At 73.5% G+C, this 18,832-nt stretch carries 15 protein-coding genes; 11 read left to right on the plus strand and 4 right to left on the minus strand.

The window, feature by feature from the left end; genetic code table 11:
- Positions 1-94: 94 nt before the first annotated feature.
- Together ID574_RS27080 and ID574_RS27085 are read right to left on the minus strand one after the other, a co-directional pair.
- Complete coding sequence (locus ID574_RS27080) at positions 95-2,533, minus strand: ABC transporter permease (RefSeq protein ID WP_223167093.1); 2,439 nt, start codon at positions 2,531-2,533, stop codon at positions 95-97.
- The gene (locus ID574_RS27085) at positions 2,530-3,336 is read right to left on the minus strand and encodes an ABC transporter ATP-binding protein (RefSeq protein WP_188191771.1); all 807 of its coding nucleotides are present in this window, start codon (positions 3,334-3,336) and stop codon (positions 2,530-2,532) included. Before ID574_RS27085 ends, ID574_RS27080 begins: the two co-directional genes overlap by 4 nt.
- 137 nt (positions 3,337-3,473) lie before the next feature.
- On the opposite strand from ID574_RS27085, the gene ID574_RS27090 reads away from it, so the two are divergent.
- The 9 genes from ID574_RS27090 to ID574_RS27130 all read left to right on the plus strand — a co-directional run bounded on the left by ID574_RS27090 (position 3,474) and on the right by ID574_RS27130 (position 14,396).
- Positions 3,474-4,316, plus strand: a complete 843-nt coding sequence (locus ID574_RS27090; RefSeq protein ID WP_223167094.1) for a sensor histidine kinase — start codon at positions 3,474-3,476, stop codon at positions 4,314-4,316.
- Positions 4,313-4,993 (plus strand): response regulator, encoded by a 681-nt coding sequence (locus ID574_RS27095; protein ID WP_188191773.1) that lies wholly within the window; start codon positions 4,313-4,315, stop codon positions 4,991-4,993. The genes ID574_RS27090 and ID574_RS27095 overlap by 4 nt, the downstream gene beginning before the upstream one ends.
- A 42-nt stretch (positions 4,994-5,035) precedes the next feature.
- Positions 5,036-5,875: an SDR family oxidoreductase gene (locus tag ID574_RS27100; protein WP_188191774.1), complete on the plus strand. Its 840-nt coding sequence runs from the start codon at positions 5,036-5,038 to the stop codon at positions 5,873-5,875.
- Between the two features lie 73 nt (positions 5,876-5,948).
- The gene (locus ID574_RS27105) at positions 5,949-7,091 is read left to right on the plus strand and encodes an ROK family transcriptional regulator (RefSeq protein WP_188191775.1); all 1,143 of its coding nucleotides are present in this window, start codon (positions 5,949-5,951) and stop codon (positions 7,089-7,091) included.
- Positions 7,084-8,046: a hypothetical protein gene (locus ID574_RS27110; protein WP_223167095.1), complete on the plus strand. Its 963-nt coding sequence runs from the start codon at positions 7,084-7,086 to the stop codon at positions 8,044-8,046. The genes ID574_RS27105 and ID574_RS27110 overlap by 8 nt, the downstream gene beginning before the upstream one ends.
- Before the next feature lie 65 nt (positions 8,047-8,111).
- Positions 8,112-9,869, plus strand: coding sequence for an ATP-binding protein (locus ID574_RS27115; protein WP_188191777.1), 1,758 nt, complete (start codon positions 8,112-8,114; stop codon positions 9,867-9,869).
- A gap of 14 nt (positions 9,870-9,883) precedes the next feature.
- A complete protein-coding gene (locus tag ID574_RS27120) occupies positions 9,884-11,023 on the plus strand; it encodes an exonuclease SbcCD subunit D (protein WP_188191778.1) in 1,140 nt (379 codons plus the stop codon).
- Positions 11,023-13,446, plus strand: coding sequence for an AAA family ATPase (locus tag ID574_RS27125; protein WP_188191779.1), 2,424 nt, complete (start codon positions 11,023-11,025; stop codon positions 13,444-13,446). Before ID574_RS27120 ends, ID574_RS27125 begins: the two co-directional genes overlap by 1 nt.
- On the plus strand, positions 13,443-14,396 hold the full coding sequence (locus ID574_RS27130; RefSeq protein WP_188191780.1) for a hypothetical protein: 954 nt from the start codon (positions 13,443-13,445) through the stop codon (positions 14,394-14,396). The genes ID574_RS27125 and ID574_RS27130 overlap by 4 nt, the downstream gene beginning before the upstream one ends.
- A 63-nt stretch (positions 14,397-14,459) precedes the next feature.
- Here the strand turns inward: ID574_RS27130 and ID574_RS61730 are convergent, their stop codons facing one another.
- Together ID574_RS61730 and ID574_RS60145 are read right to left on the minus strand one after the other, a co-directional pair.
- Complete coding sequence (locus tag ID574_RS61730; protein WP_188191781.1) at positions 14,460-15,977, minus strand: serine/threonine protein kinase; 1,518 nt, start codon at positions 15,975-15,977, stop codon at positions 14,460-14,462.
- On the minus strand, positions 15,977-17,776 hold the full coding sequence (locus ID574_RS60145; protein WP_223167096.1) for a serine/threonine protein kinase: 1,800 nt from the start codon (positions 17,774-17,776) through the stop codon (positions 15,977-15,979). The genes ID574_RS61730 and ID574_RS60145 overlap by 1 nt, the downstream gene beginning before the upstream one ends.
- Before the next feature lie 325 nt (positions 17,777-18,101).
- On the opposite strand from ID574_RS60145, the gene ID574_RS62890 reads away from it, so the two are divergent.
- Both ID574_RS62890 and ID574_RS27150 read left to right on the plus strand, forming a co-directional pair.
- The gene (locus ID574_RS62890) at positions 18,102-18,341 is read left to right on the plus strand and encodes an SEC-C metal-binding domain-containing protein (RefSeq protein ID WP_223167132.1); all 240 of its coding nucleotides are present in this window, start codon (positions 18,102-18,104) and stop codon (positions 18,339-18,341) included.
- A complete protein-coding gene (locus tag ID574_RS27150) occupies positions 18,338-18,829 on the plus strand; it encodes a hypothetical protein (protein WP_223167097.1) in 492 nt (163 codons plus the stop codon). The genes ID574_RS62890 and ID574_RS27150 overlap by 4 nt, the downstream gene beginning before the upstream one ends.
- The last annotated feature ends 3 nt before the right edge of the window (positions 18,830-18,832 follow it).

Here is an 18,832-nt window from a genome sequence, read left to right on the forward strand (position 1 = left end):
CCCATGCCGCTCCTCGGTCTCGGGGTCCCCGCAGGACATCGAATTGTTGACGAAGGCGCAGCTAACACCCTCGCCGACCTGGGCAAGGGCGCGATCATTCCGTACGAAGTGCCTCCGCGATGGTCAACCTGGCGGCCGAGCGGGCCGGAAGGAACGCGCCCAGCATCGCGATCGCCACCCCCGCCGGGACGAGCACGACCAACCCCCAGGCCCGCCACACGTCGAGCAGGAAGCCCGGCGTCGTGAGCCCTGCCGCGGCGCACATGGCCTCGACGATCAGCCGGTGCGCGCCCACCCCCAGCGGGACGCCCAGCAGCCCGCCCGCCGCGCCCAGGGCCGCCATGGAGGTCACCATCATCACGGTCACCTGGCGGGGGGTCATCCCGATCGACTTGAGCACGCCCAGGTCCCGGCGGCGTTCCCGGGTATTGAGCAGTACGGTGTTGAACACGCCCAGCGCCGCCACCGCGCCGAGCAGCAGGGTGAAGATCGACGTGGCGCTGATGATCGCCACACTGTTGGTGTCGACCTGCGACTTCGCGGCCGGGTACAGGCCGGGGTCGGCCGCCTTGACCGCCGCGTTGTACGCCTCCACGCCGACGCCGGGGGCCAGCTGGACCTCGTACTGCGTGGGCCGCAGGCGGGGGTCGAGCGCGGTCAGCGTCGGCCAGCTCACCATGATCAGGTCGGCGGCGGTGTCCATGGCCTCGCCCACGATCGTGGCGGACGTGCGGCCGCCGTCGAGCTCCAGCATGAGGCGGTCGCCGATCCGGAGCCCGCGTTTGCTCATGAACGCCGAAGGGGCGACGACCTCGCCGGGGCCTGACAGGGGGCGTCCGCGGACGATCACGTCGCCCCGCGCCCGGAGGTCCCCACGCAGGAACTGGGCCATGATCCGGTCCGGCCGTCCCGCCAGCCGCACGTCGATCCAGGCGTCCGCGACCACGTGCCGCGTGCCGGGCAGGGAACGCAGCAGTGCCTCGATCCCCGCGTCGTCGCGCACCGGCCGGGTCTGGTCGGGGCGGCCCACATGGATCACCGTATGGACGTGGCCGGCCCGCTGCGCCGTGTCCCCGTACACGATCATCGAGCGGGACAGGCCCGAGGCGAGCGTCACCGTGGTCACGCCGAGCACGATGGTGGCCAGCGTCAGCGCCGAGCGTCCCGGACGCGCGAACGGCAGGCCCAGCCCCAGGCCGACCGCGCGCGGCAGGCGTGCCCCGGCCAGCAGGTGCTGGACCCGCCGGCCGCGGGCCGAGCCGGGCGCGGCTCCGGCGTTGATCGTCCGGGCGGCGGACATCCGGTGCGCCCGCGAGGCCGGGACGAGCGCGGCCAGCGCCACCACGGCGGGCACACCGAGCAGCGCGGCCACGTGGACCCAGACGCCGACGCCCAGGCCGATGGCCGTCCCGAGCCCCTCGAAGACGAACTGCAGCAGGGGCTGCGCGGCCAGGCCGCCGAGCGCCGTGCCGACCAGGCAACCGGCGAACCCGGGCACCAGGACCATGATCAGGTACACCGCGACGACCTGGTTGGGGGTGAAACCCAGGGCCTTGAGCACGCCGATGTGCCGCCGCCCCGCCACGACCGCGCCGCCGACGACATTGGCCACGATGAGGACCGCCACCGTCAGGCCCAGGATGCCGAATCCGGTCAGGAAGGGCAGGTAGGCGGAGGCCGTGCGGGCGACGTCCCGCTTGACCGTCAGGTACGACCGCCAGTCGAGCAGCGCGCCCGCGGGCAGGGCCGACGTGCTCGCCGCCATCGCCGCCCGCAGGTCGGCGTCGCTGTCCGGGCCGGCGAAGCGGTAGAGCAACTGGGTGGTGGTCGGGCGCAGGGCCTGGATCTGCGTGGGCGCGACCCAGGCCTCGGCCGTCCTGCTCACGCTGGAGGCCAGTCCGACGGCCGTGAGCTTCGGCCCGCCCTCCGGCTGGACCGTGGCGCCGATCAGGTCGAGGAAGAGGGGCTCGGCCGGGCGGTCGAGCACGATCTGCCCCGGGGCGGTCGCCCAGCGGCCGGCCCAGAGGTTCACCCGGTCCACCGGGCCGCCCGGGTCGGCGCGGCCGACGACCGTGAGCGGGCCCGGCGGCACGTCGCCGGTGTCGGCCACGGTGATGACGGCCTGGCCGAAAGGTCCCGCCACGGCCTCCACCGCCGGGTGAGCGGCCGCCCGTACCAGCTGGTCGTCGGAGACCGCCGTGCGGTCGAACGCCGCCACCGCGTGCGCGCCGCGCTGGTGGGCGAACGTGCGGTCGAAAGGGGCCGAGGAGGCCTCGAGCAGGCCGAGCGCCACCACGATCGCCACGCTCGAGCACAGGACGACCACGCCCAGGACCGTGCTTTGGAACCGGCGCCGCCGCACCCCGGCCATCGCCACCCGCCACACCGCCCCGGCGCCTTCCAGCCGATCACGGAGGATTCCGCTCTCCCTCGCACGGCGTCGTCCGTTTCCGGTGCGGCTCGTGCTGGTCGTGCCCTCGCCGCGGCGGTCGCGTGCGTGCGCCGAGCCGTGGAGCCGCTCGCCGGCGTTCAAGGCGTCCGCTCCAGGGACCGCTCGCCCGTCACCCGGCCGTCGGAGAGCTCGACCAGCCGGCTCGCGCACCGCTCGGCCAGCCGCCGGTCGTGGGTCACCAGCAGGAGCGTCTGGCCGATTTGGTGGAGGTCGAGCAGCAGGTCCATCACCTGCTCGCCGGTGTGGCTGTCCAGCGCCCCCGTCGGCTCGTCGGCCAGCAGCACGGCGGGCCGGTTCATCAGGGCGCGGGCGACGGCGACGCGCTGGCGTTCGCCGCCGCTCAGCACGGCCGGATAGAGGCCGGCGCGGTCGGCGATGCCGAGCTCGTCCAGCAGTTCGAGCGCGCGCCTGCGGGCGTGCGCGGCGGGCGTGCCGGTCAGTTGCGCGGCCAGGGCCACGTTGTCGAGCGCGGGCAGGTCGTCGATCAGGTTGAAGAACTGGAAGATCATGCCGATCCCGCGCCGCCTGAACAGCGCCAGCCCCGTCTCGTCCAGCCGCCCCAGATCCTCGCCGCGGACGGTGACCGTCCCCGAGGTCGGCCGGTCCAGCCCGGCGATCATGTTGAGCAGCGTCGACTTGCCGCACCCCGACGGCCCCATCACCGCGACCGCCTCGCCGGCCCGGATCTCCAGCGAGACGCCCTCCAACGCCGCAGTCTCGCCGTAGTGCTTGCTCACCGCGTCGAGTCGCACGACGACCTGGTCAGATGTCGCCGGGTCCGCGACGGTGTCTGATGTCGCCGGGTCCGCGACGGTGTCTGATGTCGCCGGGTCCGCGACGGTGTCTGATGTCGCCGAGCCCGCGACGGTGCTCTCGTTGGACATGAGAGGAGGCTATGAGCGGACCTGGGGGCGGGGCATCCTTCCCGGGATGCAATCCCGCCGCACCATCATCCCGTGGATGTACGGCAGTGGGCTCGCGGGCTGATGCGGATCACGGAGCGGTCTGCGATCGTGAAGGCGTGACGTACGGCCTGATCACCGCCGTGGTGGCGCTCTCCGCGGTCGCGGGCTGGCTGGGCCTGCTCCTCATACGGTCCCGGCGGCGGCACCGCGCGGCCATCGAGGAGCGCGGCCGGCTCCTGGAACGCGAGAGGCAGAGCGCCGCCAGGGCGGCGGTCGACGCCGAGCGGGCCAGGATCGCCAGGGAGTTGCACGACATCGTCAGCCACAACGTCAGCCTCATGGTGGTCCAGGCGAGTGCCGCGAGGGAAGTGCTGGCCACCATGCCCGGCGAGGCCGAGGCGGCGCTCCAGGCCGTGGAGGGCGCGGGCCGTGCCGCCATGACCGAGTTGCGCCACCTGCTGGGCCTGCTCGCCCCCTCCCCGGACGGCGACGACGACTCGCCCGCCGATCCGTCGCCGGGGCTGGCTCGGCTCAGCACGTTGATCGACCGGTTCGCCTTCGCCGGGCTGCCCGCCGAGGTGCGGATCTCGGGGGAGCCGCGGCCGCTGCCGCCGGGCGTGGACGCGACCGCGTACCGGATCGTGCAGGAGGCGCTGACCAACGCGCTCAAGCACGCGGCGCCAGGCGCGAAGGTCGAGGTGACGATCCGTTACGCCGAGCACCAGCTGCGGGTGGAGGTGTTGAACACCGGCCGCAGCGTCCTCACTGACGACCACGGCCTGCCCGGCGGCCCGGGTGCCGTCGGCGGCGTCGGGAAGGGCGCCGGGGACGGAGGGGCCGGGCGGGGGCTGCTGGGGCTGCGGGAGCGGGTCGCGCTCTACGGCGGAGACCTGGACGCCCGGCGTCGCCTCGGCGGCGGTTACCGCGTACGCGCCCGCCTCCCCCTGGAGCGGCCATGACGAGGGAGCCCCGGGTGCTGATCGCCGACGACCAGGCCCTGATCCGCAGCGGCTTCCGGCTGATCCTCACCACGCGCGGCATCGACGTGGTCGGCGAGGCGGCCGACGGGGCACAAGCGGTGGCGGCGGCGCAGGAGCTGCGGCCGGACGTCGTGCTCATGGACATCCGCATGCCCGCCATGGACGGCCTGGAAGCGGCCCGGCGGATCCTGGCGCAGGATCCGGGCTGCCGGGTCCTCATGCTGACCACCTTCGACCTCGACCGCTACGTCTACGCCGCGCTGGCCCTCGGCGCGAGCGGCTTCCTGCTGAAGGACGTCACGCCCGAGCACCTGGCCGCCTCCGTGCGGCTGGTCACCACCGGGGACGCGCTGTTGGCCCCGTCGATCACCCGGCGGCTGGTGGAGCGCTTCGCCGCCGCCGACCGCGCGGGCGTTCCCGCCCCGGCCGGACACGCCGACCTGGCGACCCTGACACCACGCGAGGTCGAGGTGCTGACGCTGATGGGGCGCGGCCTGTCCAACGCGGAGCTGGCCGGCGTGCTATGCCTCAGCGAGACCACGGTGAAGACCCACGTCGCCCGGATCTTCGCCAAGCTCGGCCTGCGCGACCGCGCTCAGGCCGTCGTCGTCGCGTACGAGACCGGCCTGGTCAGCGCCGGTGAGAGCAACCTGTAGCGGCGGGTCCCTCCAGGCGGGGCGCGCCCTTAGTCTGTCGGCATGGCCTTCATCGTGACCACGGGCGCCACCGGCCGGCTCGGCGGCAGGATCGCCGCCCGGCTCGCGGCGGCCGGCGTCGAGCAGCGGCTCGTCTCCCGCAGCGCCGGCCGCGTCCCGCCGCTCGACCGCGCGAGCGCGGTCAGCGCCGACTACGGCGACCCCGAGGCGATGCGGCGGGCCCTCGACGGGGCGACGACCGTGCTGTTCGTGTCGGCCTCGGAGAGCGCCGACCGCCTCGACCGGCACCGCGCCTTCGTCGACGCCGCCCGCGACGCCGCCGTCACGCACCTGGTCTACATCTCCTTCTACGGCGCCTCGCCGTCGGCCACGTTCACGCTGGCGCGCGACCACTGGGCCACCGAGCAGCACATCCGCGACAGCGGCCTGCCCTTCACCTTCCTGCGCGACAACCTGTACGCCGACTTCCTGCCCATGATGGCCGGCGACGACGGCGTGATCCGCGGCCCGGCCGGTCAGGGACGGGTGGCGGCCGTGGCCCAGGACGACATCGCCGACGCGGCCACCGCGGTGCTGCTCGACCCGGGCGCGCACGAGGGCGCGACCTACGATCTCACCGGGCCGCGGGCGCTGACCCTGGACGAGGTCGCCGCCACGCTGAGCATGGCGACCGGGCGCACCTATGCCTACCATCCCGAGACCCTCGAGGAGGCGTACGCCTCCCGCCAGGTGTACGGGGCGCCGGAGTGGCAGCTCGAGGCGTGGGTGTCCACCTACCTGGCGATCGCCGCCGGCGAGCTGGAAGGCGTGAGCGACGCCGTCCCGGCCCTCACCGGGCGCCCGGCGACCACCTTCGAGGAACTGCTCGCCGGGACGCGGTGAGCGGGGCACCCGTCGTTTGACCGGTGTCGCGTGACCGCTTATTTTCTCACCGGTAGTTACTTAAGGGGCGCTCATGGACCAGAGGTACTCGCCGGTTCAGGACGTCCGGCGGCACCACCGCCGGCTCGTGCTGCGCAGCCTGCGGGACGACGGCCCGCAGCCGCGCGCGGACCTGGCGCGCCGGCTGGGCCTGTCGGCCACCACGATGACGAAGGTGGTCGGGCAGCTCCTCGACGAGGGACTGGTCGCGGAGGGCGCCGTGGAGGGCGTCGGTCAGCGGGTCGGCCGGCCGTCCACCGGCATCCAGATCCGCGCGGACGCCCGCCACGTGATCGGCGTCCAGGTCGGCGCCGGCACGGTTCAGCTGGGCCTGTGCGACCTCAGGGCCCAGGTCCGCCGGAGCGCGTCGTTCGCCTTCGACCTCGCCGCCGAGAGCCCCGAGCAGGTCGTGGCGCGGATCGCCGAGGCCGCCTCCGGGCTCTCGGCGGACGTGCCCGCCGACCGGCTGCTCGGCATCGGGGTCGCCGCCCCGGGGCCGGTGGATCCCGCGCACCGCCGCAACGTCCTGTCGGTCAACCTGGGCTGGCGCGAGGTGGCCTTCGCCGACCTGCTGGAGGCCGCGCTGGGCGTGCCGACCGTGGTGGACCACAACGTGCGCTCCATGGCGCTGGCCGAGAGCCGCTACGGGGAGACGGAGGGCGCGGACCCCCTCCTCTACGTGTACGTCCGCACGGGCGTCGGCGCCGGCCTGGTGATCGGCGGCCGCCCCTTCCGCCCCGGCGCCTACGGGGTCACCGAGCTGGGCCATCTGCGCGTGCTGGAGAAGGGCCGCCCGTGCGCGTGCGGCGCGACCGGCTGCCTGGAGACCGTGGTCTCGGAGCCGTACATCGCCGAGCAGCTCGGCCGCCGCCCCTCCAACCCGCTCGCCGAGCTGCCGGAAGCCCTCCTGGACGACCTCGTCGACCACCTGACCACCGGCCTGGCCAGCGCGGTCAACCTGCTCAACCCCGAGCTGATCATGCTCGGCGGGATCTTCCGGCCGGCTCCGGAGCCGGTGTTCGACCGGGTGCGCGCGGCGCTGCGCGCCAAGGCGTTCCCCGTGCTGCGCGACATGGTACGGGTGGAGCGGCCGACGCTCGGCGGCGACGCCGGCGTGGTGGGTGGGGCAAGCGTTGCCTTGGACTGTTTCCTGTACGAAGGGAGGACTTGTGGTTAATCGTGTTTACGCTCCGCTCGCGGCGTTCGATCCGCTGGCGGGCTCGGTGGTGCTCGCGCCCGAGAAGGACGAGGAGGGCTACTGGGTGGGCGCCGCCGGCGTACTGCACGATGGCGAGCGGTTCTGGCTGACCTACCGGCGGCGCCGGCCCAGAGGCGCCGCGTCGGAGCGCGGCTGGCAGTGCGCGGTCGCGGTGAGCGAGGACGGCGTCGATTTCACCGACGTGTGGTCGGTGCACAAGGACGAACTGGGCACCCCCTCGATGGAGCGCTTCTGCCTGATGCCGGCCGACGACGGCGGCTTCCGGCTCTACATGTCGTACGTGGACCCGGCGGACAACCGGTGGCGCATCGACGCGCTGACCGCCGGGCACCCGTCCGCGTTCGACGTGGCCAGGGCCCGGCCGGTCCTTACCGCGGCCTCGACCGGCACCGAGGGCGTCAAGGACCCGTACGTGCTGCGCGCCGGGCCGGTCACGTACCTGTTCGCCAGCTACGCCGAGCCGCTGGAGATCCCCCACCCGGACGCCCACGCCACCGCCGACATCTACAACGCCGGCGTCACCACGCACCCCACCGGCCTGGCCACCAGCCTCGACGGCGAGTCGTTCACCTGGCGGGGCGGCGTCCTGCCGGTCGGCACGGGCTGGGACCGCTACCAGGCCAGGCTCAACAGCATCGTCCCCATCCCCGGCGGGGGATACGTGGGCTTCTACGACGGCTCCGCCTCGCACGCGGAGAACTACGAGGAGCGCTGCGGCATCGCCGTCTCCTCCGACCTGTTCGGCTGGCGGCGGCTGTCGGAGTACGGGCCGTGGGTGACCTCCCCGTACGGCAGCGGCTCCGTACGCTACCTCGACGCGCTGATCCTCGACGGCCACTGGTGGCTCTACTACGAGATGGCCCGCGCGGACGGCGCGCACGACCTACGCGTTCTGCGCGTTCGAGCCGAATGAGCCGGACTCTTGTCGCCGCACCACACTAGTCTCCATAGAAGGCATTCATGGGGGCGGAGGGATCAGTGACGGTCAACGGGACGGCGAGCCGCGAGGCGACGGCCGCGACACCTGCGTCGGGTGAGGCCGTGGGGCGGGTCCTCGGCACGCAGGCGGCCTCGCCGCTGTCGTTCTGGGTCGGCCTGGAGCAGGGCAAGGTCCTGCAGCTCGACGACGTGGTGGTGACCAGGCGGGAGGTGCCGGGGCACGGCCCGGTGCTGGTCGCGGGCGTGGTGACGGCCGTGGAGGCCAGGCACGAGGGCGCCGCGTACGACTCCGACGTGTTCCTGATCGCCGACGGCGCGCTGCCCGCGGCCGTGATCGAGGTGGCCGAGGTGCGGGTGACCAGGATCGAGCCGGAGGTGTTCGTGCCGCCGCTGCCCGGCGCCAAGGTCTATCTGGCCGGCGCGGGCGACCGCGACCAGGCGCTCTACTTCGACGTCATGGACCGGCGCATCCCCCTGGGCATGGGCCGCGACGGCCAGCCGCTCTACGTCAACTTCGACTTCCTCGACGGCACCCGCGGCGCCCACGTGTCGATCTCCGGCGTGTCCGGCGTGGCGACCAAGACCTCGTTCGCCACGTTCCTGCTCTACTCGATCTTCAACTCGGGCGTGCTGGACGCCGAGTCGGCCAACACCAAGGCGCTGATCTTCTCGGTCAAGGGTGAGGACCTGCTCTTCCTCGACCACGACAACCTGCGCCTGGACGAGAGCGCGAGGAGCGTCTACGCCCGGCTCGGGCTGCCTGCCCGGCCGTTCGACAGCGTCCACGTCTTCGCCCCGCCCCGGCCCGGCGACCCCAACGGCGTGCCCCACGTCGCCGCCCGCACCCAGGGGGTGAGCGCGTTCTACTGGACGCTGGTCGAGTTCTGCGAGGAGGAGCTGCTGCGGTTCGTCTTCGCCGACTCCGACGACGAGCGGGCCGGATACTCGCTGCTCGTAGGGCAGGTCGCCGCCCGGCTGAAGTCGTGGGCCGAGCCGGTGGGCGACGGCGGCGCGGTCATGATCAAGGGCACGGCCTGCCGCACGTTCTCCGACCTGGTCGAGCTGCTGTCCGACCAGCTGCAGGACGAGGCCACCCGCACGGAGTGGACAGGGGCGCAGACCCCTCTGGGCACCGTCAACGCGTTCCTGCGCCGCCTGCGCAGCGCGGTCAAGCCGCTCGCCCCGATCGTCCGCGGCGACATGCCGTTCTACCGCGCCCACTCCGTCAGCACCTCCGACGCGCAGGTCTCGATCGTCGACCTGCACAACCTGCCCGAGCGGGCGCAGCGGTTCGTGGTGGGCGTGGTGCTGCGCGGCGAGTTCCACCGCAAGGAGTCCTCGGGCACGGCCCGGCCGCTGCTGTTCGTGGTGCTCGACGAGCTCAACAAGTACGCGCCGCGCGAGGGCGACTCCCCGATCAAGGAGATCCTGCTGGACGTGGCCGAGCGCGGCCGCTCGCTCGGGGTCATCCTCATCGGCGCCCAGCAGACCGCCTCGGAGGTGGAGCGGCGCATCGTCTCCAACAGCGCCGTCCGCGTCGCAGGACGCCTCGACCCGGCCGAGGCCGCCAGATCCGAGTACGGCTGGCTGCCCCCGGCCGTCAGGGAACGCGCCACGATCGCCAAGCCCGGCACCATGTTCGTCGCGCAGCCGGAGATCCCGGTCCCCCTGGCCGTGGCCTTCCCGTTCCCCGCCTGGGCCACCCGGCCCGCCGAGGCGGCGGCGCCCGCGACAGTCGTTTCCCTAGACCCGTTCAAAGGCCTGCCCGGCATCGAAGACGACATCCCGCCCTTCTGACCACAGGTGATTTCGTGAAGATCCTCCACACCGCGGACTGGCACGTGGGCAAGGTGCTCAAGGGCCGCCCCCGGATCGACGAGCACCGCGACGTGCTGCGCGAGCTGGTCGCGGCCGCCCGGACCCACGACGTCGACGCCGTCATCGTGGCCGGCGACCTCTTCGACACCTCCGCGCCCACGCCCGAGGCCCAGTCGCTGGTGCTCAACGCGCTCATGGCGCTGCGCGGCGACGGCAGGGACGTGATCGTGCTGGCCGGCAACCACGACAACCCGCAGCTGCTGGAGGTCTACCGGCCGGTGCTGGGCAAGCTCGGCCTGCACGTGATCGGCTCCTTCCGGCGGCCCGACGCGGGCGGCACGCTCGCCTTCACCGCGCGGTCGGGGGAGCCGGTGCGGCTGGCCGTGCTGCCGTTCCTGTCACACCGGTACGTCGTACGCGCCGCCGAGGTCCTCACCGGCACGGCCGCCGACCACAACCGCGACTACGCCTCCCGCATCGGCGAGCTCATCGGCGCGCTCACGGCCGGTTTCCAGGGCGACACCGTCAACCTCGTCACCACCCACGGCACCCTGCCCGGCGGGGCCTTCGGCGGCGGCGAGCGCGAGGCACAGTCGATCTTCTCCTACTACTTCGAGCCGACCGCCTTCCCGCCCGCCACCCAATACGCCGCCCTCGGCCACCTGCACCGCCGCCAGCAAATCCCCGGCCCCTGCCCGATCTGGTACAGCGGCTCGCCCCTCGCCGTCGACTTCGGCGAGGAGGGCAACACCCCGGGCGCGCTGCTGGTCGAGGTCTCACCGGGGCGGCCCGCCGTGGTGCGGGAGCTGACGTTCACCTCGGCCCGCCGGCTGCGCACCGTGCGCGGCACGCTGGAGCAGCTGGAGGCCATCGAACCGGGCGACGACTGGCTCAAGGTGATCGTCGAGGAGAAACCCCGCGTCGGCCTCGCCGACGACGTGCGGGAGCTGCTGTCCGGCGCCGTCGACGTCATGCTGGACGAGAAGTTCCGGCCCGTGCCCGCCACGCGGCGGGCGAGCTCGGCCGACCGCAGCCCGCGCGAGCTGTTCCGCGACTACCTCGCCGCCACCGGACGCCACGACGATCAGGTGGCCACCCTGTTCGACCGGCTCTACGACGAGGTGACCGGCTGATGCGTCCCCTGCTGCTGCACCTCGACCACTTCGGCAGCTTCCGCGAGCCGGTGACCGTCGACTTCTCCGACACCGAATACTTCGCGCTCGTGGGCCCCACCGGCGCGGGCAAGAGCACGATCATCGACGCGATCTGCTTCGCGCTGTACGGCACGGTGCCGCGCTGGGGCCGGGAGGGCGCCGTCGCCCACGCCCTGGCGCCCTCCGTCAGCGCCGGCAAGGTGGCGATGGTCTTCGAGAGCGACGGGCGGCGCTACGGCGTGGCCCGCGCGATGGTGCGCGACGCCAAGGGCGCGGTGCGTACCAAAGAGGCCAGGCTCGACGAGCTGGACCCGGCGGCGCCGCTCGCCGGGGCGTTCGACGCGGTGGTCAAGCCGCTCGCCGAGGGCGAGAACGTCACCCCCGAGGCCCAGCAGGTGACCGGGCTGGAATACCGGTTCTTCACCCAGTGCGTGGTGCTGCCGCAGGGCCGCTTCGCCGAGTTCCTGCACGCCGCGCCCCGCGAGCGGCAGGACCTGCTGGTGCAGCTGCTCGACGCCGACGTGTACGAGCTGATCAGGCAGCGCGCCGCCCGCGAGGAGGAGACCGCCAAGCAGTCCGCCTCCTTCGCCCGCGACCAGCTCGCCAAGCTCTCCGGCGCGACGGAGGAGGCCGAGCGGGAGCTGGCCGAACGGCTGGCGGCGCTGCGCCGGCTGGCCGAGACCATGGGCGTCGACCTCGACCTGCTGCGGGCCCGCGAGGCCGACATCCGCCGCGCCGAGCAGGAGCGGGCGCTGGTCGCCGAGCGCCAGTCGGTGCTGGCCCAGCTCCGCATGCCCGCCGCGGTCCCGACCCTGGCCTCGGCCCGCCGCGCCGCCGCGGAGGCGGTCGAGACGCTGACCGCCGAGGTCGCCGCGCTCGAGGCCGACGAGCACGAGGCGTTCGAATCACTGACCGCGCTCGGCGACCGCGGCGCCCCACAGGCCGCCCTGGCCGCGCTCGACCACCGCGAACGGCTGCGGGCCGAGGCCGCCCGCGCCCGCGCGGCCGCCGCCTCGGCCGCCGCGGAGCTGGAGGGCCTGGCCGGGGAGCTGGCGACGGCCGACCAGGTGCTCGCCGCTGCAGAGCAGCAGCGCGAACGCCTGCGTGACGCCCACGCCGCCGCCCACCTGGTGGGCCGGCTCACCGTGGGCGAGCCCTGCCCCGTCTGCCACCACCCGATCTCCCGGCTGCCCCGCCACGAGCCGCCCGCCGACATGCGCACCGCCGACCGCGTCCTCGCCGGCGCCCGCGAGCGAGCCCAGCGCGCCAGAGCCGCCCACGCCAAGGCCGAGACCTCGGCGTCGATGTCGGCCACGCAGGCGGCCCGGCTGGAGTCCGAGCTGGCCGCGCTGCCCGCGCCCGGCGACCGGGCCGTGCTGGAGGCCCAGCTCGCCGCCATCGCCAAGGCCGACCAGCTGGCCGCCCAGGCACGCACAGCAGTACGCGCCGCCCGCCGCCGGCTGGAAGAGGCGCGGGCCGACGCCGAGCAGGTCGAGCGCCAGGCCGACTCCGCCTGGCGCACGCTCGAGGCCGCCCGTGACCGGCTGCTCGTCTCCGGCGCCCAGGACGACCCGCCACCGCCCCTCACCCGTGAGGACCTCCACCGGGCCTGGACCGAGCTGCTCGGCTGGCGCGACCGGGCCGCGCAGGCCGCCCGCGCCGCGCTGGCCGAGCGCGAGGAGCAGCTCGGCCAGGCCCGCGACCGGCTCGCCGCCGACCGCCACCGGCTGGCCGAGCGCCTGGCCGAGCACGGCGTCGTCGTCCCGCGCGACGCCTCGCCCGACCAGGTCGGCGCCGCCGTCGCCGGGAGCGTCGCGCGCGCGGAGGGCGCGCTCGACCGCCTCAAGGAGGAGCGCAAACGCGCCGCCGACCTGGAGAGCCAGATCGCGATGAAGGAGCACGAGGCCAAGGTCGCCCACGAGCTGGCGCTCCGCCTGCGCGCCAACGCCTTCGAGCGCTGGCTGTGCGCCGAGGCCCTCGCCGTGCTGGTCGCCTCGGCCTCCGACACGCTGCGCGAGCTGTCCGACGGCCAGTACGAGCTGGCGCTCAGCGACAAGACCGGCGACATCGAGGTCATCGACTACGGCGAGGCGGGGATGCGGCGCAGCGCCCGCACGCTGTCCGGCGGCGAGACCTTCCAGGCCGCGCTCGCCCTCGCCCTGGCCCTGTCCGGCGCCGTCGCCAGAGGCCTCGACTCGATCTTCCTCGACGAGGGGTTCGGCACCCTCGACCCCGCCACGCTCGACACCGTCGCCACCACGCTCGAACGCCTCGCCGCCGGCCAGGAGCGCATGATCGGCGTCGTCACCCACGTTCCCGCGCTGGCCGAGCGGGTCCCGGTACGCTTCGAGGTCAGGCGCGACGCCAAGGGCTCCCATGTGAGGAAGGCGGGGATCGGATGACGGGGTTCACCGTCGACCCGTGGGACCCCGGTTACGCCGCCGCCCTCTCCGTCGAGGCGCTGTCCGAGCTGGGCGCGACCAGTGCCGAGCTGGTGCTCGACATCGAGCGTCCCGCCGCCGACTGGAAACCCGTCACACCGGCGCCCGACACCTCCGCGCCGGGCACGCTGCTGGTCGCCGACGGCGTCCGCAGGATCGACGCCCGCGTGTGGGTGCACGACCCCGACGCGCCCATGCCCGTCCCCGGGATCGCCGCCTCGTACGCGGCCGGCATCGTGCGCTGCGGCCCGGAGGGCGCCGACCTGGCCGAGATCGAGGTCAACCGCACACTGATCTCCGCCTCCCCGCACGCGCCCGAGGTCAAGACCTCGCACGCCACCTACCACCCGAGCAAGGCCGCCGACACCAGCTTCGAGGAGCTGTCCCTGGCGCTGCAGCGGCAGGTCACGCAGCTGGAGGTCGACCTGGCGGTGCGGCACCGCACCAGGAGCGACGACCTGCTGTTGGTGGACGGGCCGCTGCGGGGGCGCTCCCACCTGCCGCGGACGGTCGGCTACATCAAGACCCACCACACCGCGTACCTCCCGCCGCCGCAGTCCGCGGTGGTCGCCGCGCTCACGCCCGGGCAGCGCACGCCCGTGTTCCTCATGGGCACGAGCTGGCGGCGGCACGCCTGGTACCTCCGGCTCCCCGTCCAGTCGTCGGCCCCGTGGGCGGGCGTGGCGCGCTGTGAGGCCAGTGCCGAGCTGGAGCCCGCCCAGGTGGTCCGCCTGGCCGACGCGGTGACGCTGGCCCTGCCGCCGCTGGCCGGGGTCGACTACAAAGACCCGCGCGCGCCTCAGAACCTCGTCCCGATCGGCGGCCTGGAGAAGCTTCTCCGCCACCACCTGGGCGACGCCCGCCTCCTGTACCGCGCGCTCCGCACCTCCTCCGCCGGCGGCGAGCCATGATCGACACCCGGCTGGCCGGCCGCCTCCCATCACGCGCATTGGATCATCGGCAAGATCCTCGGACTAGTCTCCCCACTCTTCGCCCCAGCTCTCGCTGTTGCTGCAGATCTTCACTGTGGTGCTCTTCCGGAGGCTCCTCGGAGTGACCACCTCGAAGACCACGCTGTACGTGCCGGCTCCCTTCCACGTGATGGAGGGGAGCAGGGGCTTCGACGACGGCGTGCCCTGCTGCCTGCCCTGGTTCTGGCCGTTCACGAGCCACCGGTAGCTGTAGGTCCCCGTGGCCGAGACCTTGGCCCAGATGTTCGTGTCGTTGCGCCAGCAGTCACTCAGCTTGAAGCCCTCGTAGGTGAAGACCACCGACTTCACGGTGCTCGCGCCGCCGCTGGTGGCGGTGGGCTCGGAGGTGGTGGGCGCGGGCCTCGCCGTCGTCGGGCGGGAGGTGGGCTCGGTGGTGCCGGGCTCCGGGGCGGTGCTGCGCTTCGGGGTCGTGCTCGGCTTGGTGGTTTTGCTGGGACGCGGACGCAGGGCCCTGGCGGACTTCTCGCTGCCGGTACGGCTCGTGCTCGCGGCGGCAGTGGGGGAGGTCGTGTCCGAGGCGATGGCGGCGGCGCTGGTCTTGCCGCGGAACGCCGGTAGCCAGACCCACGCCGCGACCACCGCACCCGTCAGGACCAGCGCCGCACCGGCGGCCAGCAACGCAGGAGCGCGCCTCCGGCCGGAGCCGCCATGCGCCGGCCCGGTCCGCCCGCCACTCACGAAGGCCGCCTGCGCCGGCCCGGTCCGCCCGCCGCCCACGAAGGCCGCCTGCGCCGGAGCCTGGTCCATGGCCGGGCCGCCGATGAGGCGGAAGAGCACGTCCTGCATGGCCGGGCGGGCGTGCGGGTCCTTGGCCAGGCAGGCGTACACGATCGACCGCAGCGGCTCCGGCACGCCGTCGAGCAGCGGCTCCTCGTACTGGATCCGCCGGAGCACCGCCGGCAGGGAGTCGTTGCCGAACGGCGGGGCGCCGGTGGCCGCGTACACCATGACCGATCCCCAGGCGAACACGTCCGCCGCCGGGCCCACGGCGGCGCCCGCGAACTGCTCGGGCGCCATGTACGCGGGCGTCCCCACGACGCTGCTGCTCCGCGTCACCCCGTCGTCCACGGCCCGCGCGATGCCGAAGTCGATCACCCGTGGCCCGTCCCGGCCGAGCAGGACGTTCGCGGGCTTGAAGTCCCGGTGGACGACGCCGGCCCGGTGGATGGCGACGAGCGCGGTGGCGGTGGCCACGGCCAGCCGCTGCAGGTCCGCCCCGGTGTGCCGGCCCGCCTCCCGCAGGGACGGGCCCTCGACGTACTCGGTCACGATGTACGGCCGCCCGCCCAGCGACGCGTCCAGCACCTGCGCGATGCAGAACGGCTCCACCCTCCGCGCGGCGGCGATCTCCTTGGCGAAGCGGCCGTCCCCCCGTACGCCCTCGCGCAGCACCTTGACCGCGACCCGCGTGCCGTCGGGGGCGGACGCCAGGTAGACCATCCCCTGCCCGCCCTCGCCGAGCGGCCTGATGACCCGGTACGGGCCGATGGAGTCCGGCATCAGTAGTTCTCTATGTCACACACGTCGATCGAGATGGACTTGCTCGTCACGGACGGGGACGTGACCCGCAGGGTGATCCGGTGGCTTCCCGCCTTCAGGTCGTAGTGATAGGAGGTCGCGAACGCCGTGTACTGGCCCTCCGACACCCATGACCTGTTACGGGAGACGGCCTTGCCGTCCACCTCCCAGACATAAGAGATCCACACCTCGGATCGGGACGATTCCACATTGGTCTGGAAGTGCACCGGCGGCATGTAGCAGCCCTGCGCGCTGGACTGGCCGGGGCCGCCGAACATCTCGATCTCGAGGATGCTGACCCTGGCGCCTGTCGCCGGCTTCTTGGTGGTCCGGATGGGAGAGGGTGTCGGGCGCGCCGTCGTGACCTTCGGGGAAGGGGTGGGGGAGGGCGTGGCCCTGGGGGTCTTCGTACGAGGGGTCTTGCGCGTCGTGGGCTTGCCGGTGGGGCCGCGCGTGGACTTGCGGCGCGGTGACGTGGTCGCCGCCGACGGCTCCGTGACCTCGGCGGAGGGCGTGGGGGAGCCCAGGGCCAGCTGTGCGGACCCCGCGCGTCCGGCCGACCACGGGGCGAGCCAGAGGACGCCGCCGACGAGCGCCGCCACCACGACCCCCGACACCCCGACGGCCACCGGCACACCAACCCGCCTACGCCCACCATCGGCAACCCCAGCCCCGATCCCAGCTCCAGGCCCGATCCCGGCCCCAGGCCCGATCCCTGGTCCATGGCCGCTCCCAGGTCCCGGCATCGCCCCTGCTCCTGGCCCTGGCCACTGCCCGGCCGCTGCCGCCATCGGCCCCGCCCCGGACACCGGCACAGGCCGTCCTCCGGGCCCCATTCCAGGCATGGGCCCCGCCCCGGGCATCGACCCGGACGACCCCGGCACCGCCATCGGTCCGGGGGATCCGGGCACCGGCATCGGGCCGAAGGAGCCGGGCACCGCCATCGGGCCGGGAGAGCCGGGCACTCGATCGCCGCCAGCAGGACCCCGGACCGCGGAGTCCTGTCCTCCCAGCAGCCGCAACAGCACATCCCTCATGGCCGGCCGCGCCCGCGGATCCTTGGCCAGGCAGTCGTACAGGACGGACCGCAACGGATGCGGCACCTCGCCCAGTTGCGGCTCGTTGTGCAGAATCCGGTTGATGATGGCCGGCAGCGTGTCCTGCCCGAACGGCGGGGTGCCCGTGGCCGCGTACACCATGACCGACGCCCACGCGAACACGTCCGCCGCCGGCCCCACCGCCTGCCCCGCCAGCTGCTCGGGCGCCATGTACGCGGGCGTCCCGACGATGCCGCTCGCGACGGTGGCGGCGGCGTCCGCGGCCCGCGCGATGCCGAAGTCGATTACTCTCGGCCCGCCCGGCCCGAGGAGCACGTTGGCGGGCTTGAAGTCCCGGTGCACGACGCCCGCCTGGTGGATGGCGGCCAGCGCGGTGGCGGTGGCGACGGCCAGCCGTTGCAGGTCGGCCCCGCTGTGCCGGCCGGCCTGCTGCAGGGACGGCCCGTCGACGTACTCGGTCACGATGTACGGCTGCCGCCCCAGCGACACGTCCAGCACCTGCGCGATGCAGAACGGCTCCACCCGCCGCGCCGCCTCGATCTCCTTGGCGAGCCGGTCGTCGAACCCGGCGCCCTCCCGCAGCACCTTGACCGCGACGGGTCTGCCGTCGGGCGCCTGCCCGAGGTAGACGGTCCCCTGCCCGCCCGCGCCGAGCCGGCCGAGCAGACGATATATCCCTACCGCCGTCGGATCGTCCTCCCGCAGCGGTTCGGCATGCGCCATGAGAGAAGTGACTCCTGAGACGGGGTGCGGTGGATCTTTACGTACGATAGCGACTCATATTCGGATTTGTGGTGAAGTCTGGGGGCCGAGAAAAAATCTCCGTAGCCGCCGCCGTGGACTCCCTCTACGCCGCGGCGGAAAAACGATCGCGCGGTGCCGGACCGGCGGCCTATCGTGAGCGACGCCGACCATGGACCCGAGGAGGCCCGCCATGGACCGCGAAGAGACGTCCTTTTGAGCCGACCAGCAAACGCCGCCGGGGGTTTCCCTTGGCGAGACCCACGTCAAGCGCGGCGACCGCCGCGTCGGCCGCGACAAGGAGCTGATCGAGAAGCTCGGCGGCAACGACCCATGCCCGTGCGGCTCCGGACGCCGCTTTCCGCCACTGCTGCCGCCCCACCGGCCGGTACGACGACACCCTCGGCTACTACTACGTCCGCGACCGCGCGTAGGCCGGGCGGAGACGGCCACCCCGGTGGACTGCGCGGCCGGGTGGCGAACTTCTCCCGGCGGACCTCCGTCCAACGTGGAGTACGGTTCACGACGGCATGGGGAGACATCATGAGGAAGATGATCGGCGCGGTGCTGGCCGGCGGGGCGCTGCTGGTCACCGGCACGCCCGCGCTCGCCCAGAGCGCCAAGCCCGCATTGGGGCCGTACGGCTACGGCCAGGTCAAGCTCGGCATGAGCACCAAGAAGGCCAAGGCCACCGGGAAGATCGTGCTCAAGATGGCCGCCGGACAGGGCTCGTGCTCGGGCTGGGATCTCAAGGCGCACCCCACCGGGAAGGACCGCGTGGGCCTGTACATCTCCAAGAGAGTCGGCGTAGCCGTGATCTTCGCGCCGAAGGGCGTCAGGACGCCTCGGGGCATCGGCATCGGCTCGACGATGAAGCAGGTCAAGAAGGCCTACCCCGGGCTCAAGACCTCGCCGGGCGGCATTCCGTACGTCTCCGTCCCCGGCAACCCCAAGGCCTACTACGCCTTCTTCGCCGACAAGGGCAAGCTCGAGGAACTGGCCCTCGGCCTCGACACGCAGGACTGCGTCAGCTGACAG

Origin of the sequence: Nonomuraea sp. SYSU D8015, assembly GCF_008065375.1 — a bacterium.
GTDB lineage: Bacteria > Actinomycetota > Actinomycetes > Streptosporangiales > Streptosporangiaceae > Nonomuraea.